Raw genomic sequence first — 22,939 nt, forward strand, 5'->3', positions numbered from 1 at the left:
TCGCCTCCGCTGACGCATCATGGCCACGTGCGACTCGAAGCGATCACCTGGGACCGGCTCGGCGAGCGGCTGGCCGACCGCCTCCTCGATCTGAAGCCCGCCGACGGCAGCCCCTGGCCCCGCGTCGCCCTCGACGGCGCCCCGGCGGCCCGCCCCGGTGAACTCGCCGAACGGGTGGGGGAGGCCCTTCGGATACGCGGCCGGCCTTCGCTCGTCGTCGGCACGGAGGGCTTCCTGCGCCCCGCCTCGCTCCGTCTGGAATACGGCCACCACGACCTGGAGGCCTACTACGACGGCTGGTTCGACACCGGCGCACTCTGGCGCGAGGTCTTCGGCCCCCTCGAACCCGGTGGCGACGGCCGCGTCCTGCCCGACCTGTGGGACCCGGTCTCCGACCGCGCCACCCGCAGCCCCTACGTCCACCTCCCGCCCGGCGGCGTCCTGTTGCTCCACGGCCCCCTCCTGCTGCGCCACTGGTTCCCCTTCGACCTGACCGTCCACGTCCTCCTCTCCGAGGGGGCCCTCCGCCGCCGTACCGCCGAGCCCGACCACTGGACCCTCCCCGCCTACGAGCGCTACGCCGACGAGACCGACCCGGCCGGCACGGCCGACGTCCTGGTCCGCGCCGACGACCCCCGCCACCCGGCATGGAACGGCTGACCCCGGCCGGTCCGGGGGCTGTGGCATCGCTGCCTCAGCCCGGCTGCCGTCGCCGCGGGGTTCCGGGTGCGGGCCCCCGCTGACGCGGCGAGAATGTAGGGCGCCGGGACTTGCGGTGCCGCCCGCGTCGCGCCGGCCGTCCGGCATCGGGAGGTACTCCATGACCACCGCCGGAGACATCATGCACCGGGGTGCCCAGTGGATCCCCGCCCACGAGACTCTCGACCGCGCGGCTCAGCTGATGCGGGAACTCGGCGTCGGAGCCCTGCCCATCAGCGACGAGAACGAACGGCTGTGCGGCATCCTCACCGACCGCGACATCGTCATCGGCTGTGTGGCCGTGGGCCATGACCCGGCCAAGGTCACCGCCGGTGAGCTGGCCCAGGGCACCCCCCGCTGGATCGACGCGGGCGCCGACGTGTCCGACGTCCTGCACGAGATGCAGGAGCACCGGATCCGCAGGCTCCCCGTCATCGAGAACAAGCGCCTGGTGGGCATGATCAGCGAATCAGACCTGGCCCGGCACCTGACGGACCAGCAGATCGCCGGCTGGGCCGAGAGCGTCTACGCGCGCTCCTCCACCACCCACTGACCCGTCCCGCCACCGCCCCCGGTCACAGCCAGCCGTTGCGCCGGAAGCCGCGGTACAGCACAGCACAGGCGACGGCTATCACGCTCATCACCAACGGGTAGCCGAACGTCCAGTGCAGCTCCGGCATGTGATCGAAGTTCATGCCGTACACACCGCAGACCATCGTCGGGACGGCGATCACCGCGGCCCAGGCCGTGATCTTCCGCATGTCCTCGTTCTGAGCGACCGTCACCTGCGCGAGGTGCGCCTGGAGGATCGAGTTGAGCAGTTCGTCGAACGCGGCGATCTGCTCCTTGGCACGCAGCAGATGGTCGGAGACGTCACGGAAGTACGCCTGTATCTCCGGGGCGACGACCTGGATCGGCCGGGTGGACAGCTCCTCCAGCGGGCGGCTGAGCGGGACCACCGCCCGCTTCAGCTCCAGGAGTTCACGCTTGAGCTGGTAGATACGGCCCGCGTCGACCCGCGCGCCGTTGTCCGCGAACACCGCGGTCTCGACCAGGTCGATGTCCGACTGGACGGAGTCGGTGACGTCCAGATAGCCGTCGACCACATGGTCCGCGATCGCGTGCAGCACCGCGGCCGGCCCCTTGGCGAGCTGCCCGGGGTCGGACTCCAGCTCCTCGCGCAGCGGGCCCAGCGATCCGTGGCTGCCGTGCCGCACCGTGATCACGAAGTCCTCGCCGACGAACACCATGATCTCGCCGGTGTTGACCACCTCGCTCGTCGCCGTGAGCTCTTCGTGCTCGACGTAGCAGACCGTCTTGAACACCGCGAACAGCGTCTCGCCGTAGCGCTCCACCTTCGGGCGCTGGTGGGCCTCGACCGCGTCCTCGACGGCAAGTGGGTGCAGGTCGAAGAGGTCCGCGATGCCCTCGAACTCATGGTCCGAGGGTTCGTGCAGGCCGAGCCAGACGAAACCGTCACGGTTCTTGCGCACCCGCTCCACGGTGTCGACCAGATCACCGTCGACCGGGATGCGGGCTCCCTCCTTGTACGTCACGCAGTTGACCACCGAGGTGCCCAGCGGGGAACGGGCGTGGTGGCTCAGGTCGACGCGCGGGCGCCGCCGCGTCAGCCGGGCCACCTTGCGCAGGCCGCCGACCCTGCCGAGGCTCGTGACCTTGCGCAGATTCCCTGCCATGGACATCTGGGATCTCCTCGCGTGGATCTCCGTGCGACGCGTTTCTGCGTCCTGGCACGCCAGTTTGCCAGGTCGGGGTAAGCGCTGGGCGAGCCTGTGGACAGGGGAGGTTCCGCTTGGTTCCCGCCTGTGGAAAAACTCGTGGTCCGCGTAGTCCTCGTAGTCCGTGTAGAAGGAACCGCGTCGTCCGTTTCGGACAAGCCCGGCGACTGGGATCATCGCGACATGACACGAACCGACGGGTACCTCCTCGACAACCAGCAGGCGGAGGCGGCAGAGCGCTTCGACGCCTTCGCCACCCTCTTCGACCCCACGACCTTCCGGCACATCGAAGGATTCGGCATCGGAGCCGGCTGGCGCTGCTGGGAGGTCGGCGCGGGCGGCACGTCCGTGGTGTCCTGGCTGGCGAAGAAGGTCGGCCCGACCGGAAAGGTCGTCGCGACGGACATCGACACCACGCGTCTCACCGCGGCGGCCCGCCCGCCGGTCGACGTACGTGTCCACGACGTGAGCGCCGAGGAACCCCCCGGCGAGGGCTTCGACCTGGTGCACGCCCGGCTCGTCCTGGTCCATGTGCCGGACCGGGAACGGGCCTTGCGGTCGATGATCACATCCCTGCGGCCCGGCGGACGCCTCCTGCTGGAGGACGCCGACCCCGCCCTGCAACCCCTGACCTGCCCCGACGAGTACGGCCCCGAGCAGCAGCTGGCGAACCGGCTGCGCCAGGGCTTTCGCCGGCTGCTCGCCGACCGCGGTGCCGACCTCTCCTACGGCCGCACCCTCCCGCGCCTGCTCCGCGAGGCCGGTCTGCGTCAGGTGGCCGCCGACGCGTACTTCCCGCTCGCCTCCACGGCCTGCGCCGCACTGGAGTCCGCCACGATCCGCCAGATCCGCGGCCAGTTGGTCACGGCGGGCCTCGCCACGGACGAGGACATCGACCGCCACCTCTCCAACATCGCCACCGGCACGATGGACCTGGCCACGGCCCCGCTGATCTCGGCATGGGGGCGTAAGGCGTAGCAGCGTGAGGCGCAAGGCATGGAAGGGGAGCGGAAGTCGGCGGGAGCCGGTGGCTCGATGGGAACCCGGAGAAGTGTCCCGCCACCGGCGGCCCACCGGCCGGTCGTCGGTTCGTCCCTGGCGGTCGTCCACGGTCGCCGTCGGGTCCGGCACCAACGGTCTCCCCTCCACCGGCCGGTCGTCGGTCCGGTCCCCGCCCGCCCATCCACCGGCCCGTCGTCGGTCCGGTCCCCGCGGTCGCCCGTCCACCGGCCGGCCCTCACTCCGGCCCCGGCGGCCTCCCGCCCACCCGCTCCACCGCCAGCGCGCCCGCCCGGCATCCTTCCGCCGCCGCGTCCTCGGGAGCGGCGCCGGCCAACAGGGCCGCGAGGAACGCGCCCGTGAACGCGTCACCCGCCCCGGTGGTGTCCCGAGGCGTCGCCGCTACGGCGGGCACGTGCGCGTACACGGTGCCGGATCGGGCGATCAGCGCCCCCTCCGCGCCCTGCTTGGCCACCACCAGCGGGACATGGCGGCTCAACTTGGCCGCCGCGTCCGCCACGTCGGGCAAGCCGGTGAGCAGACAGGCCTCGTCCCGGCTCGGCAGCAGGACGTCCACCCCCTCGATCAGGGAGAGAAAGCGGTCCGGTCCCACCTCCCGGAGGAAGCCCGCCGACGCCGGGTCGAGGCTCACCCGCACACCACGCGCGCGTGCCGACTCCAGGGCCACCGCCACCAGCGCCCGACTGGGCTCCGAGAACAGGAGGTAGCCCGACAGATGCAGTCGCGCCACGCCATCGAGCAACGCGTCCGACCAGTCGTCCGGGCCCAGCCGCAGTGACGCGCCGCTGTCGGTGAGGAACGTCCGCTCGGCGGCCTCACCCGCGTCCACGAGACAGATCACCGTCCCGGTCGGTACCTCCGGATCGACCACCAGTCGCGGCCGTACTCCGCACGCGGCCAGCTCCCGCTCGTGCCACGCGGCCGCGTCCGCGCCCACCCGCCCCAACAGCCGTACCTCCGCACCGCCACCACGGGCGGCGGCCCAGCAGGCCACGTTGGCCCCCGCCCCGCCCGGCACCGTACGGATCGCGGCGGCGGTGTCCGTACCGGCGGCGAGCGGCCCCCGATGCCGGGCGACGACGTCCGTGATGACGTCCCCGACCACCAGGAGGGCACCGCCCCCGACGGGCGCGGCGGTACCGAGCCCGTCCGTCGTCACGCCTCGGCCCGGGCGGCCGCGATCCGTCCCGCCAGCCGTACGTTGCCCCGCACCGCCGCCAGGTTGGCGCTCAGAGAGGCGCCGTCGGTGTGCCGCACGAGGTAGGCCAGCAGGAACGGCGTGACCCCCTGGCCGGAGACCCCCGCCTGCTCGCAGGCCTGGAGTGCCTCCGCGAGCACACGCGCGTGCAGCGCGGGATCCAGCTGCTCCTCCTCCGGCACCGGGTTGGCGACGATCAGCGCCGAGCCGGGCGCGTCGAGCGCCGCACGCGCGCGCATGACCTCCGCCACCTGCTCGGGGGAGTCCAGCCGCCACTCCACCGGACAGCCGGAGTCGGACAGATAGAAGCCGGGGAAGCGGTCCGTACCGTACCCGGCGACCGCGACCCCCAGTGTCTCCAGGCGCTGGAGCGTCGCGGGCACGTCCAGGATGGACTTCACCCCCGCGCACACCACGGTGATCGCCGTGCGCGCCAGCAGGCCGAGGTCGGCCGACTCGTCCTGGGTCGTGGTCCACTCCCGGTGCACCCCGCCGAGCCCGCCCGTCGCGAACACTTCGACCCCGGCCAAGGCCGCCAGTTGCGCCGTGGCCGAGACAGTGGTCGCCCCGCTCACCCCCGCGGCCATCGCGAGCGGCAGATCCCGGTGACCCAGCTTGCGGATCCCGTCCTCGTTCGCGACCCGTTCCACCTGCTGTTTGTCCAGGCCGACATGGGGGCGGCCGTCCAGTACGGCGATCGTCGCCGGTACCGCCCCCTCCTGCCGCAGAACGTCCTCCAGCTCCAGCGCCACCTGCAGATTGCGCGGACGCGGCAACCCGTGCGCGATGATCGTGGACTCCAGGGCCACCACGGGTCGACGCGCGTCGATCGCCTCGCGCACCTCTTCGGACACCACCAGCACCACGGGCCTGCCTCCTGTCGTTCGGTCTTCCCTCATCTCTGGCGGGCGGTGCGTCCGGTCAAACCCTTGCGGACTGTGGAGGACGACACCAGCCTGGGGTGCATGACGGACAACTCGACACGTCTCGACCATGTCGTCCTCTGGGTGCGCGACCCGGTGGCATCGGCCGACTTCTACGAGAAGACCCTGGGCATGGAACCCGTGCGGCTCACCGAGTTCGCCGCGGGGGCGGTGTCCTTCCCCTCCGTACGGCTCAACGACGAGACCATCTTCGACCTCATGCCGCTCACCCTGGCGGACGGCATGAAAATGGTGCCTGGCGCTGCCGAGAGCGCGGGACACCCCGTCAACCATGTCTGCCTGGCCCTGCCCGCAGACGATTTCGAGACACTCCGTGCCCGCCTCGAGGAAGGGTCCGTGCCCGTCTCGGACTTCTCCCGCGACTCCTTCGGCGCCCGCGGAACGGCCCGGCGCAGCTTCTACTTCCGCGACCCGGACGGGAACGTGTTCGAGGCGCGGCACTACGACTGACCGCGCGTACTCCGTTCAGTGCACGTACTTGCGGCTGGCGCCCTGGCCGAACTCGGCGTGCCGCGCCGGAGGGTCCTCCAGCCCGATGACCGTCGCGTCAGCCGCCTTGGAAAATGTGCGCACGGCGGAGTCTGCTGCCGCGTCGGCCTTCCGGCCGGCCGTCGCGCGGACCCGGCACACACCCGCTCGGGACGTGGGACGGGACCGTCTCAGAACAGCGGCTCGGGCAGCACGCCCTCCAGCGCGAGCAGCTTCCGCTTGGTCTCCAGACCGCCACCGAACCCGCCGATGCCGCCGTCGCTCTCGACGACCCGGTGGCAGGGCACGACCACCGGCAGCGGATTGGAGCCCATGGCCATGCCCACGGCCTGCGCGGCGCCCGGCTGGCCCACCCGCCCGGCGAGATCGCCGTAGCCGACGAGCTGGCCGAACCGCACGCCGGACGCCAGCTCGCGCAGCACCTGCCGGTTGAAGCCCGAGATCAGCGACCAGTCCAGGGGCAGCTCGAAGTCGTGCCGCTCGCCCGCGAAATAGGCCTCGACCTGGTGTATCGCCTCGGTCAGAAGCGGAGAACCGGGCGCCTCGACGGGCTCGGCGCCCAGCCGGGACGCGAGCCGCTCCAGCGCCTTGTCGCGGACCGCGTCGGTGGCGTGGAAGACCACGTTGACCAGACCCTCGTCGGTCGCGGCCAGCAGCAGAGGGCCGATGTCCGTGCCGACGACGGCCCACACGATCCGCTGCTCGTCCTGCCCATGGCTGTTCATGCGACCACCGTACGAGCCGCCACTGACAACACCCGGTGACCTGCGCGAACGGCCCGCTACCCGCGCAGCGCGTCCCGCACGACGTCCGGCTTGTCGGTGATGATGCCGTCGACGCCGTACCCGGCGACCCTCCGCGCGGCGTCCGCGGTGTCGACGGTCCAGGCGAAGACCTCCAGCGGCTTGTCGTGCGGGCCGGTGAAGGCATGGACCGCCGAGACGTAGGCCCTGGAGACGGAGGTGTACGCCGGGTTGATCTGATCGGCGAAGGCCGCGTACGTGGGCAGCTGCGCCACGGACGGCGTGCCGAGGAAGCCGGTCTTCACCCCGGGCCTGAGATCGTGGACGGTCCGCAGACTCGCCGCGCTGAAGCTCTGCACGATCAACCGGCTCCGGTGCCTTCCGTCGAGCCATCCCTCGTTGCCGAGGAGCTTGAGGGCCTCCCGCTCGATACCCGGGTACAACTCCGGGTTCTTGAGTTCGAGGAGCAGCTTCTGACGGTGAAGATCGACACGGCGCACGTACTGCTGCAGCGTCGGCACGCGCGCGCCCGCGTACGCGGCACCGAACCAGCTGCCCGCGTCCAGCCGTGCGATCTCGGCTGCGGTGAAGTCCTTCACCTTCCAGGGTGCCCGACCGGGGAAGACCCGCTCCACGTCCGTCGTGCGCTGGAGGCTGTCGTCGTGGAGTACGACGAGTTCGCCGTCCCTGGTGCGCTGGACGTCGTTCTCGACCCAGACGGCGCCGATCCGGGCGGCCCGGTCGATGGCGGCCAGGGTGTTCTCGGGGGCGTAGGCGGCGCCGGCCCGGTGGGCGACTACCGTGGGCGGCGTGCCGTCCTCGACGGCCCGGACGTCGGTTGCGGGAAGCAGGAGGGCGGCGGTCCCCAGGAGCGCGGTGGTCAGGGCGGTCACGGCGCGCGCGTGCATACGTACTCCTCGCGTCGAGCGATCACGTACAGCACCACTGTGACAGCACCGGGTCAACGGCGCCGGGGTACACAATGGACACATCCTGAATGGGCGTGTCCCTGGTCCGCTCACGGGTGCCGCACAACTGGGGCAAGGGCGTGTTTCTTTGCCGGAAAGTCGTTCGACCATTCCGGTGGCAGTCATACTCTCTGCCTCGACCCTGACCGTTCGTGCGGTGCCGGGGAGGGGCGCATTTCAGGGAATTCCAGGACGTAAGAGGGCGGAAGGGCAGCCGCGCATGCAAGGCACGGTCGACGGATTCAGCTACGGACTCGTCACACCGCTGGTGGCCTACCTCATGGCCTGCCTCGGCGGTGCCCTCGGCCTGCGTTGCACCACCAGATCCATGCTGGTCAGCCGGTCCTGGCGACCAGGTTGGCTGGCTCTCGGCTCGGTCGCGATCGGCTCCGGAATCTGGACCATGCACTTCGTCGCGATGATGGGGTTCAAGGTCGAGCAGACACCGATCCACTACGACAGGTTCATCACCTTCGCGAGCCTGGGCGTCGCCATCGTCATGGTGGGCATCGGGGTCTTCATCGTCGGCTACCGGGGCGCGAGCGGTACGGCCCTGATGACCGGCGGTGCCGTCACCGGCCTGGGCATCGCCTCGATGCACTACCTGGGCATGGCCGGCATGCGCCTGAACGGACAGCTGGAGTACAACACCGTCACCGTCGCCATCTCCGTGGTCATAGCCGTGGTCGCCGCCACCGCCGCCCTGTGGGCCGCCGGGCAGGTCAGGGGATTCCTGTGGAGCGTGGGCGCGAGCCTGATCATGGGCCTCGCCGTCACGGGCATGCACTACACCGGCATGGCCGCCCTCAGCGTCCACCTGCACGGCTCGTCCGCCCCCGTCGCCGGTGACTCGCCTGCCACCCTGCTCGCCCCGATGATGATCGGCCCGCTGGCCTTCCTGCTGCTCGCGGGCGTCGTCGTGATGTTCGATCCGCTGATGGTCATGGGCAAGCCCGTCTGGTCGCCCGCCGAGAACAAGCCCGGCGTCCCCGCCCGCGAACTCGTCCACCACTCGGCCGACCGCCGTCCGTCGCTCCGCGCTCACCGGAACGTGACCCACAGCGGCTCCCGCACCCCACAGAACCGCTGACCCACCGGAACCGTCGACCGCCCCCGGCCCTCCCGCCCCGCTCCGGCCCCGGGCCCGTCTCTGCCCTCCGGTGTCCCCGCCCGCCGCATGCCGCCGCCGCGGCGGTGCGCTCCCGGGGCTTGCCGCTTCCGCCCGGTCCCGGGCCGCCCGGGGGTCGTTGACCGGCCCCCTGCTCTCCCGCAGCGCCCCACGCCGGCCCCCGCCCCTCCGGTGCCCCGCCGCATGCCGCCCGCCGCGGCGGTGTCATCCCGGTGCTTGCCGCTTCCGCCCGGTCCCAGGCCGCCCGGGGGTCGTCGACCGGCCCTCCTCTCCCGCAGCGCCCCACGCCGGCCCCCGCCCCTCCGGTGCCCCGCCGCATGCCGCCCGCCGCGGCGGTGTCATCCCGGTGCTTGCCGTCTCTGCCCGGCCCCGGCCGCCCAGGGGCCGTCGACCGCCCCCTGCTCTCCCGCTGCGCCCTGCGCCGGCCGCCGGCCTGCCTCTGCCCTCCGGTGGCCCCGCCCGCCCCCTGCCACCGTCGCGGCGTCCGATCCCGCGGCTCGCCGTCTCCCCCCCGGCCCCCCGGCCCCCCGGCCCCCCGGCCGCCCCGGGGCCGCCGCACGTCCACCGTCGACGCACACGTCCTCCGCCGGCGTCCGGAACCCCTGATCGGACCGCGTTGTCAGTGGGGAGTCGTACGGTGGACTTCATGCGGCCCGTTTCCCACATCGAACGTACGGTGGCGCCTTTCGAGGTCGTCAGCTCCTACCAGCCCAGCGGCGACCAGCCGGCGGCGATCGCCGAGCTGGCCAAGCGCATCGAGGCAGGTGAGAAGGACGTCGTCCTGCTCGGCGCGACCGGCACCGGAAAGTCCGCCACCACCGCGTGGATGATCGAGAAGCTCCAGCGCCCCACCCTGGTGATGGCCCCGAACAAGACACTGGCCGCCCAGCTGGCGAACGAGTTCCGCGAGCTGCTGCCGAACAACGCCGTCGAGTACTTCGTCTCGTACTACGACTACTACCAGCCCGAGGCCTACGTCCCGCAGTCGGACACCTACATCGAGAAGGACTCCTCGATCAACGAGGAGGTCGAGCGCCTGCGCCACTCCGCGACCAACTCGCTGCTCACCCGCCGCGACGTCGTCGTGGTCGCCTCCGTCTCCTGCATCTACGGTCTCGGTACGCCCCAGGAGTACGTGGACCGCATGGTCCCCCTCAGGGTCGGCGACGAGATCGACCGCGACCAGCTCCTGCGCCGCTTCGTGGACATCCAGTACACGCGCAACGACCTGGCCTTCAGCCGGGGCACCTTCCGGGTCCGCGGCGACACCATCGAGATCTTCCCGGTCTACGAGGAACTCGCCGTCCGCATCGAGATGTTCGGCGACGAGATCGAGGCCCTCTCGACCCTCCACCCGCTCACCGGCGAGATCATCAGCGACGACGAGCACCTGTACGTCTTCCCGGCCTCCCACTACGTCGCAGGACCCGAGCGCATGGAGCGGGCCGTCAACGACATCGAGAAGGAGCTCGGGGAGCGCCTGGCCGAACTGGAGAAGCAGGGCAAGCTCCTGGAGGCCCAGCGCCTGCGGATGCGCACCACCTACGACCTGGAGATGCTCCGCCAGATCGGCTCCTGCTCCGGCGTGGAGAACTACTCGATGCACTTCGACGGCCGCCTGCCCGGCTCCCCGCCGAACACCCTGCTGGACTACTTCCCGGACGACTTCCTGCTCGTCATCGACGAGTCGCACGTGACCGTGCCGCAGATCGGCGCGATGTACGAGGGCGACGCCTCCCGCAAGCGCACCCTCGTCGACCACGGCTTCCGCCTCCCGTCGGCCCTGGACAACCGCCCCCTGAAGTGGGAGGAGTTCACCGAGCGCATCGGCCAGACCGTCTACCTGTCGGCGACGCCCGGCAAGTACGAGCTCTCGCGCGGGGACGGCGTCGTCGAGCAGATCATCCGCCCCACCGGGCTGGTCGACCCCGAGGTCGTGGTCAAGCCCACCGAGGGCCAGATCGACGACCTGGTGCACGAGATCCGTACCCGCACCGAGAAGGACGAGCGTGTCCTGGTCACCACGCTCACGAAGAAGATGGCCGAGGACCTCACCGACTACTTCCTGGAACTCGGCATCCAGGTCCGCTATCTGCACAGTGACGTCGACACCCTGCGCCGTGTGGAGCTGCTGCGCGAGCTGCGGGCCGGCGAGTACGACGTCCTCGTCGGCATCAACCTGCTGCGTGAGGGCCTCGACCTGCCCGAGGTCTCCCTGGTGGCGATCCTCGACGCCGACAAGGAGGGCTTCCTGCGCTCCGGCACCTCCCTGATCCAGACCATCGGCCGCGCGGCGCGCAATGTCTCCGGTCAGGTCCACATGTACGCCGACAAGATCACCCCGGCGATGGAGAAGGCCATCGACGAGACCAACCGCCGCCGGGAGAAGCAGGTCGCGTACAACAAGGAGCGGGGCATCGATCCCCAGCCGCTGCGCAAGAAGATCAACGACATCGTCGCGCAGATCGCCCGCGAGGACGTGGACACCGAGCAGCTGCTCGGCTCCGGCTACCGCCAGGGCAAGGACGGCAAGGCGGCCAAGGCGCCCGTGCCGGCCCTCGGCGGAAAGGCGGCGGGCACCAAGGCGGCCAGGGGCAAGGCCAAGGAGACCGTCCCGACCGACCGTCCCGCGGCCGAGCTCGCCGGGCAGATCGAGGAGATGACGGCACGCATGCGTGCCGCCGCCGCCGACCTGCAGTTCGAGATCGCGGCCCGGCTGCGCGACGAGGTCTCCGAGATGAAGAAGGAGCTCCGGCAGATGAAGGAGGCGGGCCTGGCCTGAGCGGCATCGCGCTGTGTTGCAAGACCGACACAAAGTGCGCTCCGGGGTGCGTCACGGTCAGTGGCCCTGCGTAGGGTTCTGACCACCGCGGGGGCCGCGGTAACAGGGGACAGCAGCGAGAGGGGTTCGGCGCGTGACCGTCAACATGACCAAGGGTCAGGCCATCAGTCTGCAGAAGAACGACGGGGGCAGCCTGACCGCGGTGCGCATGGGCCTCGGCTGGCAGGCCGCTCCCCGGCGCGGCCTGTTCGGCTCGCGCACACGGGAGGTCGACCTCGACGCCTCCGCCGTCCTGTTCGCGGACAAGCAGCCCGTCGACGTCGTCTTCTTCCGTCACCTGGTGAGCGACGACGGTTCGGTCAAGCACACCGGTGACAACCTGGTCGGCGGCGTCGGCCAGGGCGGGGACGACGAGTCGATCCTCGTCGACCTGTCCCGTGTCCCCGTCCACGTCGACCAGATCGTCTTCACCGTGAACTCCTTCACGGGCCAGACCTTCCAGGAAGTGCAGAACGCTTTCTGCCGCCTGGTGGACGAGACCAACGGTGACGAACTCGCCCGCTACACGCTGGCCGGCGGCGGCGCCTACACCGCCCAGATCATGGCGAAGGTGCACCGGACGGGTGCGGGCTGGACGATGACGGCCCTCGGCACCCCGGCCAACGGCCGCACCTTCCAGGACCTGATGCCGGCGATCCTGCCGCACCTGTAACCGGCCCGCCGAGCGGCACCGACCGACACCACCACACGGGGGGAGAAGGCGATGACGGCCGAGCTGGTGCGGGGGCAGAACCACCCGCTCTCCCAGGCCCGACTCGAGATCCGGATCGCGGCCGGCACGCCGGTCGTGGCCGGAGCAACGCTCGGCGACGAGCACGGCAGGGTGCACGGCGTCGAGTGGGTCGTCCACCCGGGTGCGCCCACCCTGCCGGGTCTGGAGGTCTCCCGGCAGGCGGCCGCCGACCACCGCCTCGCCGTCGATCTCGGCGCGGTGCCCGAGGTCGTCCACCGGGTCCATGTGCTGCTCGCGCTGCCGACGGCGGGCGGCCCCGTGCGCTTCGGTGCCGTCGCGGCCCCCTTCGTCGCGGTCACCGGCCTGGACGGCACCGAGCTCGTCAGCTACACCATCACCGGACTGGACGCCGAGTCGGCGGTCGTTGCGCTGGAGCTCTACCGCCGCCAGGGCGCCTGGAAGGTACGCGCCGTGGGGCAGGGCTATGCGGGCGGCCTCGCCGAACTCCTCACCGACCAGGGCCTTCCCCAGGCCGGCCGGCTCGCCCAGGACATCCATGAGGCGGTGGCCCGGGGCCTGGCCCGCGCGGTGCCGATGCCACCACCGCTCACGGCGGACGGCGACCGTCCCCGGCAGACGGCCGCACCGACGCCGGGCGCGGACCAGGGATCGTCCGCGGCCCAGGGCGCACCCGGTGCCGTACCGCCGCAGCCACCGCCGCCGAGCACCCCGCAGCCCCTGTCGCCGTACGGCACACAGTCCCTGAGCACCCCGCCGCCGATGCCCCCGAGCGGCGATCAGGGCTCCGGCACACCGGAGCCCGCCTCCCCCTACGGCACGCCGGGCACTCCGGCCGCGGACGCGCCGCAGCCCGGACACACCCCAGGTCCCGCCGACACCACAGCCCAGCCGCCCACCGTCGGCGGCCCGGTCGACTACAGCCACCCCCGACGGCAGAACACCGCCCCGCCGCCGCCCCCGCCCGCCGCGCCTCCCGCTCAGCCAGGTCAGCCCGCGCAGCCCGTTGCCGGGGACGCCACCGGCTGGTCCATGGAGGAGCGGCTCTACAACCAGGTGTGGGGCATGTTCGAGGACCTGGCCCGGTCCACGGCCGCGTACCGCAGTGCCGTCGACTTCGCCGACTCACGCATGGAGAAGGAGCTGGACGCGGCCCTCGCGGACCCGCGCAGCCGGATCGGCGCACAGGGTGACACCGCTCGGGAGGCAGCCCGCGCCAAGCACGCCCAGCTCGTCGAACAGGCCCGGGCGGCCTACGACCGGGATCTCGGCCAGCTCACGGCCGAGTCCGAGGTGGTCGAACCCGCCCTGCCGCCGGCGTACGCCCGCTGGGACAACCCCGTCTGGCACGGCTACCGGGTGCCGTTCGAGGTGCCCATGGCCGTACGCCTGGGCGATCTGTGTCTGCCCGAGTGCGCCGAGCTGCGCATCCCGATGCTGGTCCGGCTCCCGCTGGAGCGCGGTCTGTGGATCGACAGCGGGGCCGCCGGATCCCTCGACGGCTCGTTCCTCGACCCCCACGAACTGCACCGCCTCGCCATGGACACGGCCGTGGCGCTCGCGGCCCGGCTAGTCGCCGTCCACCCCGCCGGGGACTACAGCCTGCACGTCATCGACCCGGCCGGCTCGGGGGCGCAGGCGCTCGCCCCGCTCGTGTGGAGCGGCGTGCTCGCGGCCCCGCCCGCCGTCGGCGCCGCCGGTGTGGCGGACGTCCTGGCCCGCCTCACCCAGCGCGTGGACCTCGTGCAGATGGCGGTGCGCAGCGGCGCGGCCGACTCCCTTCCGCCCGGCCTCGACACCTCCGAACAGCTCCTGATCGTCAACGACTTCCCGCACGGCTTCGACGACCGGGCCGTGACCCAGCTGCGCTACCTGGCCGACGAGGGACCGTCCGTCGGCGTCCACCTGATGATGGTCGCGGACCGTGAGGACGCCTCCGGCTACGGCCCCCTCCTCGACCCCCTGTGGCGCTCGCTCATGCGGCTGACCCCGGTGCCCGACGACCACTTGGCCGACCCGTGGGTCGGGCACGCCTGGACCTATGAGCCCGCACTGGTCCCGCCCGGCAGCCAGGTGCTCGAACAGGTCCTGAACCAGGTGGCGGAGGCTCGCACCAAGTACACGTAAAGGCCCTCCGGTCAGGGATTTTGACCTTTCTTTTGCCAATCGCTTTACCTTTCCTTGGTGATTGGGTACGGTTGGTGGCACGGAGGGGAGTACTCCCTGTCGACTGCGGCGTACCCGTCAATACGGATCAGGCCTGATCCCGGGGCGTCGGCCCACCGTGGGTGGAAGAGACCTCCGGCAGCGCGACGACGCTGGTTACTTGCCGTTACGTATTGCCGGAGGAACTGTGGATGTTTCCGTGACCCTGTGGGTCCTGACGATCGTGGGCCTCGCCGCCCTCATCGCGGTCGACTTCTTCATCGGCCGCAAGCCGCACGACGTGTCGATCAAGGAAGCCGGTATCTGGACGGTCGTCTGGATCGCCCTGGCCGGCCTCTTCGGCCTCGGTCTGATGATCTTCTCCGGCGGCGAGCCCGCCGGTGAGTTCTTCGCGGGCTTCATCACCGAGAAGTCCCTGAGCGTCGACAACCTCTTCGTCTTCGTCCTGATCATGGCGAAGTTCGCGGTGCCCTCGCAGTACCAGCAGCGGGTGCTGCTCGTCGGTGTCCTCATAGCCCTGGTGCTGCGCGCGATCTTCATCGCCGCCGGTGCTGCGATCATCGCCAGCTTCGCGTGGGTGTTCTACATCTTCGGCGCCTTCCTCATCTGGACCGCCTGGAAGCTCATCCAGGAGGCCCGGGCGGACGACGAGGAAGAGGAGTTCGAGGAGAACAAGCTGCTCAAGGCCGCCGAGCGCAGGTTCGGAGTGGCCGACCGCTACCACGGCACCAAGCTGTGGATCGTGGAGAACGGCAAGCGGGTCATGACCCCGATGCTCGTCGTGATGCTCGCCATCGGCTCCACCGACGTGCTCTTCGCGCTCGACTCGATCCCCGCGATCTTCGGCCTGACCCAGGACCCGTACATCGTCTTCACGGCCAACGCGTTCGCCCTGATGGGCCTGAGGCAGCTGTACTTCCTCATCGGCGGCCTGCTGAAGAAGCTGGTCCACCTCTCCTACGGTCTGTCGATCATCCTCGGCTTCATCGGCGTCAAACTGGTCCTGCACGCCCTGCACGAGTCCGGTGTCCACGTCCCCGAGATCAGCATTCCGGTCTCGCTCGGCGTGATCTGCTCGGTCCTGATCGTCACCACGATCACCAGCCTCATGGCCTCCAGGAAGCAGGCGGCGGCCGAGGCGGCGCAGTCGAAGAGCGAAGGCGCTCCGAAGGACAGCATCGAGGCCTGACCACGGCCGACGTAGGAAGAACCACCCCCGGGAGCGGTGCACGGCGAATTGCCGGGTACCGCTCCCGGTGCTTGTTTTGTTCCAGAGCGCGTTCCCCGGTCCGGGGGCGCCGCGGCCGGCTGGAGACACCATGAAGTTCGTGCAGATCATCGGCTTCGAGACCGAGCGCCTGGACGAGATGCGGCAGTTGCTGCAGGAGGCGGAGCAGCGCAGCGCGGGCAGGACCGGCGGCCCGACCCACCGCATGCTCCTGAAGGACCGGGACAAGCCCAACCACTACCTGGCGCTGATCGAGTTCGAGTCGTTCGACGAGGCGATGCGCAACAGCGACGACCCCGAGACGAGCAAACTCGCGGAGCAGTTGGCCGCGCTGAGCGTCGGCGAGCGCGTCTACACCAACTGCGACATCCTGGATTCGGGTGAAGTCAAGTAGTCCGGGCGTAGTGCGCGGTCCGCGCACCTCTGCGACGATCGCTGCATGATCGCTCGGCTCAGGTCGCTCACCACGAGCTGGACGTCCTTCGTGCCGGTGCTCGCGGCCGTCCTGCTGGTGTTCACCTGGGGCCGCGATCTGCCCGCGGCGGTCGTCGCACTCGTGACCCTGGTGCTGGCCGGAGCTGTGCTGGCCGCCGTGCACCATGCCGAGGTGGTCGCCCACCGGGTCGGCGAACCCTTCGGCTCGCTCGTCCTCGCCGTCGCCGTCACGATCATCGAGGTGGCCCTGATCGTCACCCTGATGGCGGACGGCGGCGACAAGAGCTCGACCCTGGCCAGGGACACGGTCTTCGCGGCCGTGATGATCACCTGCAACGGCATCGTCGGCATCAGCCTCCTCGTGGCCTCCCTGCGCCACGGCACCGCGGTCTTCAACCCCGAGGGCACCGGCGCGGCCCTCGCCACGGTCGCCACCCTGGCCACGCTGAGCCTGGTGCTGCCGACGTTCACCACGAGCAAGCCGGGCCCGGAGTTCTCCACCACCCAGCTGACGTTCGCCGCGTTGTCCTCGCTGATCCTCTACGGCCTGTTCGTGGCGACCCAGACCGTACGGCACCGCGACTACTTCCTCCCGATCACCCGCCAGGGCGAGGTGATCACCGTCGACGACCACGCCCACGCGCCGACCGCCCGCGCCGCGCTGATCAGTCTGGGCCTGCTGGGCCTGGCCCTGATCGGGGTGGTCGGCCTGGCCAAGGGTGTCTCGCCGACCATCGAGTCCGGGGTGGCCAGGGCCGGCCTTCCGCATGCCGTCGTCGGTGTGATCATCGCCCTGCTGGTGCTGCTCCCCGAGACGATCGCTGCCCTGCGCTCCGCGCGCCGCGACCGCGTGCAGACCAGCCTCAACCTCGCCCTCGGCTCGGCCATGGCCAGCATCGGCCTGACCATCCCCGCGGTCGCCCTGGCGACTGTCTGGCTCTCAGGACCGCTCGTCCTCGGCCTCGGCTCCACCCACATGGTGCTGCTGGCCCTGACCGTGGCGGTGAGCTCCCTGACGGTGGTTCCCGGCCGGGCCACACCCCTCCAGGGCGGCGTCCACCTGGTGGTGTTCGCGGCCTACCTGGAGCTGGCGATCAATCCATAGCCGGCTCTGCCGCCACCACTGCCGCGGGCACCGGCCGCGTCTCCGGCAGCAACGCGAAACACCCGAGACTGAGCAGCGCGATCCCGGTCAGATACGCGCCCACGCCCCAGGGCACCCGCCCGCCGTGCTCCACCAGAGCCGTCGCCACGACCGGCGTCAGCGCGCCGCCGAGCACCCCGCCGAGGTTGTAGCCGACAGCGGCCCCCGTACAGCGCACCCGTGGCTCGTACAGCTCCGGCAGATAGGCGGCGATCACCGCGAACATCGTGATGAACGCGATCATCGCGCCCAGGAAGCCGAGGAACATCGGCAGCGGGTCCCCGGTCGCGAGCAGCGCCACCATCGGGAACATCCACAGCGCCGCCGCCGCACATCCCGCGAGACACAGCGGCCGCCGCCCGTACCGGTCCCCGAGCAGCGCCGCCACCGGTGTGAGCGAGCCCTTCACCAGTACCGCGGCCATGATGCAGGTCAGCATGACGGTACGGCTCACCCCGAGCCGCTCTGTCCCGTAGGCGAGGGACCACGTCGTCACGGCGTAGAAGATCGCGTACCCGACCGAGAGCGCCCCGGCCGTCAGCAGGACGAGCCGCCAGTGGTCGCGGGCCACCTCGGCGAGCGGCACGCGCGCGTGGTCGTCGATCTCCAGGAAACCAGGGCTCTCCGGGAGCGAGGAGCGCAGCCACAGGCCCGCCACCGCCAGCACCCCGGCCGCCCAGAACGGCACCCGCCAGCCCCATGCGGCGAACTGTGCCTCGGACAGCGTGGCCGACAGCGCCAGCACCACCCCGTTGGCGAGCAGAAAGCCCAGCGCGGGTCCCACCTGCGGGAAACTCGTCCACAGCCCGCGCCGCTCGGCGGGCGCGTGCTCCGCGGTCAGCAGTACGGCCCCGCCCCACTCCCCGCCGAGCCCCAGCCCCTGCAGGAAGCGCAGCACCAGAAGCAGCACCGGCGCGGCCACGCCGATCGTGTCGTACGTCGGCACACAGCCGACCGCGACCGTGGCGGCGCCGGTCAGCAGCAGCGAGCCCACGAGTACCGGCCGCCGTCCGTGCCGGTCACCGATGTGCCCGAACAGCACCGACCCGAGCGGCCGCGCGACGAACCCCACCCCGAACGTCCCGAAGGCGGCCAGCGTCCCCGCGACCGGCGAGAAGGTCGGAAAGAACAGCGGCCCCAGGATCAGCGCCGCGGCCGTCCCGTAGACGAAGAAGTCGTAGAACTCGATGGCCGTCCCGGCGAGCGAGGCGGCCGCGAGCCTCGGCATGGAGGGCGCCCTCACGGTGCGTACGTCTTGCATGCCGCGTCAACTACCCACGGTGATCACGAGTTACGGGGGCGCGTGAGCGCGCTCGGGCGTGATCAGTACGTGACGGTGATGCGCCGGGCAGGACCGTCGCCCCGGACGAGCCCCCATAGGGGATGACGAGTTGGGGATCGGTGTGGCCGTAGTCCACATCGAAGACGATGGTGGTGTTGGGGCATACAGGCGCATGGCCCGCAGTAGGTTCGTGTTGTCGCTCATCCCGAAGAACGGTTTCGGGTTCGCCCGGATCAACTCCCGGTCCAGGAACGGCAGCACGGTGATCTGGTCGTCGCCGCCGCTGGACGCCATGACCGCCGTCGAGCCCATCCTGCGGGTCGTCGGATACTCGACCGGCTCCAGGCCGTACTCCCTGGCTTGGGCGGATACGAGATCGTCGTCCCGCCCGGAGGGTACGGGCCGCGCCGCGCCCGGCGCACCGTGATAAACCGGGTCCGAGCAGCCCGCCTTCACCGACCGGAGGAACCGTGCCCCGCACCCTCGCCAACGCCCCGATCATGATCCTCAACGGTCCCAACCTGAACCTGCTGGGTCAGCGGCAGCCGGAGATCTACGGCAAGGACACCCTCGCCGACGTCGAGGCCCTGTGCGCGAAGGCGGCGGCCGCGCACGGTGGCACGGTGGACTTCCGGCAGTCCAACCACGAGGGCGAGCTGGTCGACTGGATCCACGAGGCGCGGCTGAACCACTGCGGGATCGTCATCAACCCCGGTGCCTACTCGCACACCTCGGTCGCGATCCTGGACGCACTCAACACCTGTGACGGGCTGCCGGTACTGGAGGTGCACATCTCCAACATCCACCGGCGCGAGTCCTTCCGGCACCACTCGTACGTCTCGCTGCGCGCGGACGGGGTCATCGCGGGCTGCGGTGTGCAGGGGTACGTGTTCGGGGTGGAGCGGGTCGCGGCGCTGGCGGGGCCGGCCCAGGCCGACGTGTAAGGACCGATGTCCTGGGCGGGCGGTCCTTACAGCTCGTACCGCGCCACACCTCGTACCGCGCCACACCGCGAACCGCGCTCACACCGCGAACCGCCCTTACAACCGTCCCGCCTCCACGATCCGCTTCAGGAAACGCTGGGTGCGCTCCTGCTGCGGGTCGCCGAAGATCTGCTCGGCGGTCCCGCGCTCGAGGACCACACCCGAGTCCAGAAAACAAACCTGGTCGGCGACCTCGCGCGCGAAGCCCATCTCGTGCGTGGCCAGCATCATGGTCATCCCGTCGGCCTTCAGGTCGCGCACGACGTTCAGGACCTCGCCCACCAGCTCGGGGTCGAGGGCCGCGGTGATCTCGTCGAGCAGCAACAGCCGGGGGCGCACGGCGAGGGCCCGCACGATCGCCACCCGCTGCTGCTGACCGCCGCTGAGCCGGTCGGGGTACTCGTCCGCCTTCCCGTCGAGCCCGAGCCGTTCCAGGAGCTCTCGGGCGTGCTCCTCGGCCTCCGCGCGGGCCACTCCGTGCACCCGGCGCGGGGCCAGCGTGATGTTCTCCAGCACCGTCATGTGCGGGAAGAGGTTGTACGCCTGGAAGACCACGCCGATACGGCGCCGTACCGCGTCCTGGTCCGCGCGCGGATCGGTGATCTCCTCGCCGTCCAGCCAGATGGCGCCGTCGTCGATCTCCTCCAGGAGGTTGGCGCAGCGCAACAGCGTCGACTTGCCGGAGCCGGAGGCCCCGATCAGGGCGGTCACGGTGTGCGGGGCGACTTCCAGGTCGACGTCCCGCAGCACGACCGAGTCGCCGAAGGTCTTGCGGACGGACTCCATCCGCAGCACCGGTGCGTCTGCGTCGCTCATGCGATTCCTCCCTGGGCCCGCCGGCGGTCCATCCGTGCCGTCACCCAGTCCGTGAAGCGGGTCATCGGAATGGTCAGCGCCACGAACACCAGGCCCGCGACGATGTACGGCGTGTAGTTGAGGCTCCGGCCGACGATGATGTCGGCGGCCCGTACGGCGTCGATCGCGCCCCCGATCGACACCAGACCGGTGTCCTTCTGGAGGGACACCAGGTCGTTCAGCAGGGGCGGCACCTGGCGGCGCACCGCCTGCGGCAGCACCACGTACCGCAGCGCCTGCCGGTTGGAGAGCCCGAGCGAACGGGCCGCCGCCCGCTGTGAGGGGTGCACGGACTCGATGCCGGCGCGGAACACCTCGGCCACGTACGCCGAGTACGTCAGCGTGAGGGCGGTCCCGCCCAGCAGCACCGGGTCGACCGTCACACCCTGGAGCCGCAGTGCCGGAACGCCCAGGACGACGATCATCAAGTTGATGATGAGCGGAAGCCCGCGGAAGAAGTCCGTGTAGGCGGCGGCCAGGAAACGCAGCGGGAAGAACACCGGACCGCGCAGCGTGCGGGCGATGGCGATCAGCATGCCGAGCACCAGCACGGCGACACCGCAGACCAGCAGCAGCCGGACGTTCAGCCACAGCCCTTCGAGGACCTTCGGGAACGCCTCGCGCGCGTACTGCCCGCTGAAGAACGTCTCCTTGGTGCGCGGCCAGCCGGGCGCGTTGATGACGACCAGGTAGAGGACGACGGTGGTGACCAGGGTGGAGACCGCGGCGATCGCCGTCGCGCGACGGCCGCGGGTGCGCTGGAGACGCTCCCGCTCGATCCGCCGCCGCGAGGGCGTGTAGGAGTCGCCCGTGTCCTCCTGGCCGGCCTCGTCCTTCGTGAGGGTCACTTGAGCACCGGTGCGTCGACGGCGTCGGACAGCCACTCCTGCTCCAGCTTGGCGAGCGTGCCGTCCTTGCGCAGGGCGTCCACGGCGCCGGTCACGCAGGAGGTGAGCGCGCTGCCCTTGTCGAGCACGAGCCCGAACTGCTCCGGCGTACCGCCCTGGTTCTCGAACTGCCCCACGATCGTGCCGTCCGTCACCTCGGCCGCGGTGATGTAGAAGGCGGTCGGCAGGTCGACGACGATGGCGTCCACCTGGCCGTTCTGGAGCGCGGACTTGGCCTGGTCGTTCTTGGCGTACGCGGCGGCCTCATGGGTCGGCTTCACCACGTCCTCGATGTAGTTCAGGCTCGTCGTGCCGACCTGGGCGCCCAGCTTGAGGCCCTTCAGGTCCGCGATGCTCGTCGCCTTGGCCGCCTTGGTGCCCTTGAGCGCGATGACTGCCTGGCGCACGTCGTAGTAGCCGGACGAGAAGTCCACGGCCTTCTTGCGCTCGGCGCTGATGGACACCTGGTTGATGTCGAAGTCGAAGGTCTTCTCCCCGGGCGCGAAGGCCTTGTTGAAGGGGACGCTCTGCCAGACGACGGCGTTCTTGTCGTAACCGAGCTGCTTCGCCACGGCGTACGCGACGGCCGACTCGAAGCCCTTGCCACTCGCGGGCTTGTCGTCCTTGAACCACGGCTCGTAGGCGGGCTCGTCGGTCGCGACGGTCAGCTTGCCGGAGGTCTTGGTGGCCAACTCGCCCTTGGCGCAGGTGGTTCCGGTCGACCCCGAGGCCTTGGCGTTCGCGTCGTCCTCCGGCTGCGGAGCACAGCCGACGGCGGTGGCGAGCAGGGCTATGGATGCCGCGGCGGCGGCGCGGCGCAGGGCGCGAGGGGCAGGGTGCATGGCGGGAGAGTGACAGTCCACTGTCCCGTTTGTCGAGGTCACGACGGCAATCGTCCGCATATTGGGAACGTGTGTTGCGTTTCTGTGAACAGTTTTCGGACAGCGGGCCGGGGCCGCCGGTCGAGGGCGGGGATGAAAGACCGGCGGCCCGTACCGCGCAGGAGCCGTCATCCTGTGCGGGGCTGCTCCCAGTTGACTGCGCAACCAAGTGCGCCGGGAGCGCGTGCGTGACACCGGCGTGTGCGAAGAGTTCACACGGGGTGCGCGCGCAGGGGTGTGTGCGGGGCGCGCGCTTCGGAGTTCACCACCCCCGGGCGTGCCACTCCGGCAACTGCGGACGCTCCGCGCCCAGCGTCGTGTCGTTCCCGTGTCCCGGGTACACCCAGGTTTCGTCCGGCAGCACGTCGAAGATCTTCGTCTCGACGTCGTGGATCAGGGCGGCGAACACCTCGGGATCCTTGCGGGTGTTGCCGACGCCTCCCGGGAACACCAAAGGTCACCGGGTAACACAACAAATGTGACCGCCAACCCTGTCCTCGGTGGAGTGCAGCTCCATCACACCCCACCGGCTGCTCGCGACCCGCCGGCTACCCGGAGCCACGGGCGTCACGCTCCCGAGGCTTCCCGGAATTCCTCGGACCCTCCGCCCACGGAC

General features: G+C 70.7%; 21 protein-coding genes and 2 pseudogenes. 12 read left to right on the top strand and 11 right to left on the bottom strand.

Going from position 1 to position 22,939, the window contains the following annotated elements; genetic code table 11:
- Positions 1-27 precede the first annotated feature (27 nt).
- Both D1369_RS30855 and D1369_RS30860 read left to right on the top strand, forming a co-directional pair.
- Positions 28-660, top strand: coding sequence for a hypothetical protein (locus D1369_RS30855; RefSeq protein ID WP_007381283.1), 633 nt, complete (start codon positions 28-30; stop codon positions 658-660).
- 160 nt (positions 661-820) lie between these two features.
- Positions 821-1,252 (top strand): CBS domain-containing protein, encoded by a 432-nt coding sequence (locus D1369_RS30860; protein ID WP_118082726.1) that lies wholly within the window; start codon positions 821-823, stop codon positions 1,250-1,252.
- A gap of 22 nt (positions 1,253-1,274) precedes the next feature.
- Here the strand turns inward: D1369_RS30860 and D1369_RS30865 are convergent, their stop codons facing one another.
- Positions 1,275-2,402: a magnesium and cobalt transport protein CorA gene (locus D1369_RS30865; RefSeq protein WP_037899584.1), complete on the bottom strand. Its 1,128-nt coding sequence runs from the start codon at positions 2,400-2,402 to the stop codon at positions 1,275-1,277.
- 219 nt (positions 2,403-2,621) lie between these two features.
- Between D1369_RS30865 and D1369_RS30870 the strand changes: the two genes are divergently transcribed.
- A complete protein-coding gene (locus D1369_RS30870) occupies positions 2,622-3,416 on the top strand; it encodes a methyltransferase domain-containing protein (protein WP_007381280.1) in 795 nt (264 codons plus the stop codon).
- Between the two features lie 259 nt (positions 3,417-3,675).
- On the opposite strand, the gene D1369_RS30875 is transcribed toward D1369_RS30870, so the two are convergent.
- Together D1369_RS30875 and D1369_RS30880 are read right to left on the bottom strand one after the other, a co-directional pair.
- Positions 3,676-4,617 (bottom strand): sugar kinase, encoded by a 942-nt coding sequence (locus D1369_RS30875; protein ID WP_007381279.1) that lies wholly within the window; start codon positions 4,615-4,617, stop codon positions 3,676-3,678.
- Complete coding sequence (locus D1369_RS30880; RefSeq protein ID WP_037899581.1) at positions 4,614-5,522, bottom strand: pseudouridine-5'-phosphate glycosidase; 909 nt, start codon at positions 5,520-5,522, stop codon at positions 4,614-4,616. Before D1369_RS30880 ends, D1369_RS30875 begins: the two co-directional genes overlap by 4 nt.
- A 99-nt stretch (positions 5,523-5,621) precedes the next feature.
- Here D1369_RS30880 and D1369_RS30885 point away from each other — a divergent pair, with 99 nt between their 5' ends.
- Positions 5,622-6,050 carry a VOC family protein gene (locus D1369_RS30885; RefSeq protein ID WP_037903204.1) on the top strand — a complete coding sequence of 143 codons (429 nt, stop codon included), beginning with the start codon at positions 5,622-5,624 and terminating at the stop codon, positions 6,048-6,050.
- A 209-nt stretch (positions 6,051-6,259) separates the two neighbouring features.
- Here D1369_RS30885 and D1369_RS30890 read toward each other — a convergent pair whose 3' ends face one another.
- Positions 6,260-6,814: a methylated-DNA--[protein]-cysteine S-methyltransferase gene (locus tag D1369_RS30890; RefSeq protein ID WP_007381276.1), complete on the bottom strand. Its 555-nt coding sequence runs from the start codon at positions 6,812-6,814 to the stop codon at positions 6,260-6,262.
- A gap of 56 nt (positions 6,815-6,870) precedes the next feature.
- Complete coding sequence (locus tag D1369_RS30895; protein WP_007381275.1) at positions 6,871-7,740, bottom strand: glycerophosphodiester phosphodiesterase family protein; 870 nt, start codon at positions 7,738-7,740, stop codon at positions 6,871-6,873.
- A gap of 280 nt (positions 7,741-8,020) precedes the next feature.
- Here D1369_RS30895 and D1369_RS30900 point away from each other — a divergent pair, with 280 nt between their 5' ends.
- The 7 genes from D1369_RS30900 (at position 8,021) to D1369_RS30930 (ending at position 17,396) form a co-directional block, all read left to right on the top strand.
- Positions 8,021-8,890, top strand: a complete 870-nt coding sequence (locus tag D1369_RS30900; RefSeq protein WP_007381274.1) for an MHYT domain-containing protein — start codon at positions 8,021-8,023, stop codon at positions 8,888-8,890.
- 685 nt (positions 8,891-9,575) lie between these two features.
- Entirely contained in the window at positions 9,576-11,711 is a 2,136-nt protein-coding gene (uvrB, locus tag D1369_RS30905) for an excinuclease ABC subunit UvrB (protein WP_007381273.1), read from the top strand.
- 133 nt (positions 11,712-11,844) lie between these two features.
- Positions 11,845-12,423, top strand: a complete 579-nt coding sequence (locus tag D1369_RS30910; RefSeq protein ID WP_007381272.1) for a TerD family protein — start codon at positions 11,845-11,847, stop codon at positions 12,421-12,423.
- 51 nt (positions 12,424-12,474) lie between these two features.
- Positions 12,475-14,589, top strand: a complete 2,115-nt coding sequence (locus D1369_RS30915; RefSeq protein ID WP_118082727.1) for a TerD family protein — start codon at positions 12,475-12,477, stop codon at positions 14,587-14,589.
- Positions 14,590-14,815: 226 nt separating this feature from the next.
- A complete protein-coding gene (locus tag D1369_RS30920; RefSeq protein ID WP_007381269.1) occupies positions 14,816-15,817 on the top strand; it encodes a TerC family protein in 1,002 nt (333 codons plus the stop codon).
- A gap of 130 nt (positions 15,818-15,947) precedes the next feature.
- Complete coding sequence (locus tag D1369_RS30925; RefSeq protein ID WP_037899576.1) at positions 15,948-16,250, top strand: hypothetical protein; 303 nt, start codon at positions 15,948-15,950, stop codon at positions 16,248-16,250.
- 45 nt (positions 16,251-16,295) lie between these two features.
- Positions 16,296-17,396 (top strand): ionic transporter y4hA, encoded by a 1,101-nt coding sequence (locus D1369_RS30930; RefSeq protein WP_007381267.1) that lies wholly within the window; start codon positions 16,296-16,298, stop codon positions 17,394-17,396.
- Here D1369_RS30930 and D1369_RS30935 read toward each other — a convergent pair.
- Positions 17,386-18,663, bottom strand: a complete 1,278-nt coding sequence (locus D1369_RS30935) for an MFS transporter (RefSeq protein WP_037899573.1) — start codon at positions 18,661-18,663, stop codon at positions 17,386-17,388. The genes D1369_RS30930 and D1369_RS30935 overlap by 11 nt on opposite strands.
- A gap of 234 nt (positions 18,664-18,897) precedes the next feature.
- Positions 18,898-19,074 (bottom strand): annotated as a pseudogene (locus tag D1369_RS30940) (LD-carboxypeptidase); the annotation flags it as partial.
- 113 nt (positions 19,075-19,187) lie between these two features.
- Here D1369_RS30940 and aroQ point away from each other — a divergent pair.
- A complete protein-coding gene (aroQ, locus tag D1369_RS30945) occupies positions 19,188-19,661 on the top strand; it encodes a type II 3-dehydroquinate dehydratase (RefSeq protein WP_007381264.1) in 474 nt (157 codons plus the stop codon).
- Positions 19,662-19,757: 96 nt separating this feature from the next.
- Here the strand turns inward: aroQ and D1369_RS30950 are convergent, their stop codons facing one another.
- The 4 genes and pseudogenes from D1369_RS30950 to D1369_RS30965 form a co-directional block, all read right to left on the bottom strand.
- Positions 19,758-20,516, bottom strand: a complete 759-nt coding sequence (locus D1369_RS30950; protein ID WP_007381263.1) for an amino acid ABC transporter ATP-binding protein — start codon at positions 20,514-20,516, stop codon at positions 19,758-19,760.
- Positions 20,513-21,403 (bottom strand): amino acid ABC transporter permease, encoded by an 891-nt coding sequence (locus D1369_RS30955; RefSeq protein ID WP_007381262.1) that lies wholly within the window; start codon positions 21,401-21,403, stop codon positions 20,513-20,515. The genes D1369_RS30950 and D1369_RS30955 overlap by 4 nt, the downstream gene beginning before the upstream one ends.
- The gene (locus D1369_RS30960) at positions 21,400-22,284 is read right to left on the bottom strand and encodes an ABC transporter substrate-binding protein (protein ID WP_037899570.1); all 885 of its coding nucleotides are present in this window, start codon (positions 22,282-22,284) and stop codon (positions 21,400-21,402) included. Before D1369_RS30960 ends, D1369_RS30955 begins: the two co-directional genes overlap by 4 nt.
- Positions 22,285-22,585: 301 nt before the next feature.
- Positions 22,586-22,774, bottom strand: a pseudogene (locus tag D1369_RS30965) (MBL fold metallo-hydrolase); the annotation flags it as partial.
- Between the last annotated feature and the right edge of the window lie 165 nt (positions 22,775-22,939).

It is taken from the genome of Streptomyces sp. CC0208 (assembly GCF_003443735.1).
GTDB lineage: Bacteria > Actinomycetota > Actinomycetes > Streptomycetales > Streptomycetaceae > Streptomyces > Streptomyces sviceus.

Excerpts from the sequence above, each read along its gene's own strand:
- D1369_RS30935 (WP_037899573.1), bottom strand. The coding sequence starts at position 18,663 with ATGCCGAGGCTCGCGGCCGCCTCGCTCGCCGGGACGGCCATCGAGTTC.
- D1369_RS30950 (WP_007381263.1), bottom strand. The coding sequence starts at position 20,516 with ATGAGCGACGCAGACGCACCGGTGCTGCGGATGGAGTCCGTCCGCAAG.
- D1369_RS30895 (WP_007381275.1), bottom strand. The coding sequence starts at position 7,740 with ATGCACGCGCGCGCCGTGACCGCCCTGACCACCGCGCTCCTGGGGACC.
- D1369_RS30870 (WP_007381280.1), top strand. The coding sequence starts at position 2,622 with ATGACACGAACCGACGGGTACCTCCTCGACAACCAGCAGGCGGAGGCG.
- D1369_RS30900 (WP_007381274.1), top strand. The coding sequence starts at position 8,021 with ATGCAAGGCACGGTCGACGGATTCAGCTACGGACTCGTCACACCGCTG.
- D1369_RS30890 (WP_007381276.1), bottom strand. The coding sequence starts at position 6,814 with ATGAACAGCCATGGGCAGGACGAGCAGCGGATCGTGTGGGCCGTCGTC.
- D1369_RS30925 (WP_037899576.1), top strand. The coding sequence starts at position 15,948 with ATGAAGTTCGTGCAGATCATCGGCTTCGAGACCGAGCGCCTGGACGAG.
- uvrB (WP_007381273.1), top strand. The coding sequence starts at position 9,576 with ATGCGGCCCGTTTCCCACATCGAACGTACGGTGGCGCCTTTCGAGGTC.
- D1369_RS30885 (WP_037903204.1), top strand. The coding sequence starts at position 5,622 with ATGACGGACAACTCGACACGTCTCGACCATGTCGTCCTCTGGGTGCGC.
- D1369_RS30930 (WP_007381267.1), top strand. The coding sequence starts at position 16,296 with ATGATCGCTCGGCTCAGGTCGCTCACCACGAGCTGGACGTCCTTCGTG.
- D1369_RS30915 (WP_118082727.1), top strand. The coding sequence starts at position 12,475 with ATGACGGCCGAGCTGGTGCGGGGGCAGAACCACCCGCTCTCCCAGGCC.
- D1369_RS30860 (WP_118082726.1), top strand. The coding sequence starts at position 821 with ATGACCACCGCCGGAGACATCATGCACCGGGGTGCCCAGTGGATCCCC.
- D1369_RS30960 (WP_037899570.1), bottom strand. The coding sequence starts at position 22,284 with ATGCACCCTGCCCCTCGCGCCCTGCGCCGCGCCGCCGCCGCGGCATCC.
- D1369_RS30865 (WP_037899584.1), bottom strand. The coding sequence starts at position 2,402 with ATGTCCATGGCAGGGAATCTGCGCAAGGTCACGAGCCTCGGCAGGGTC.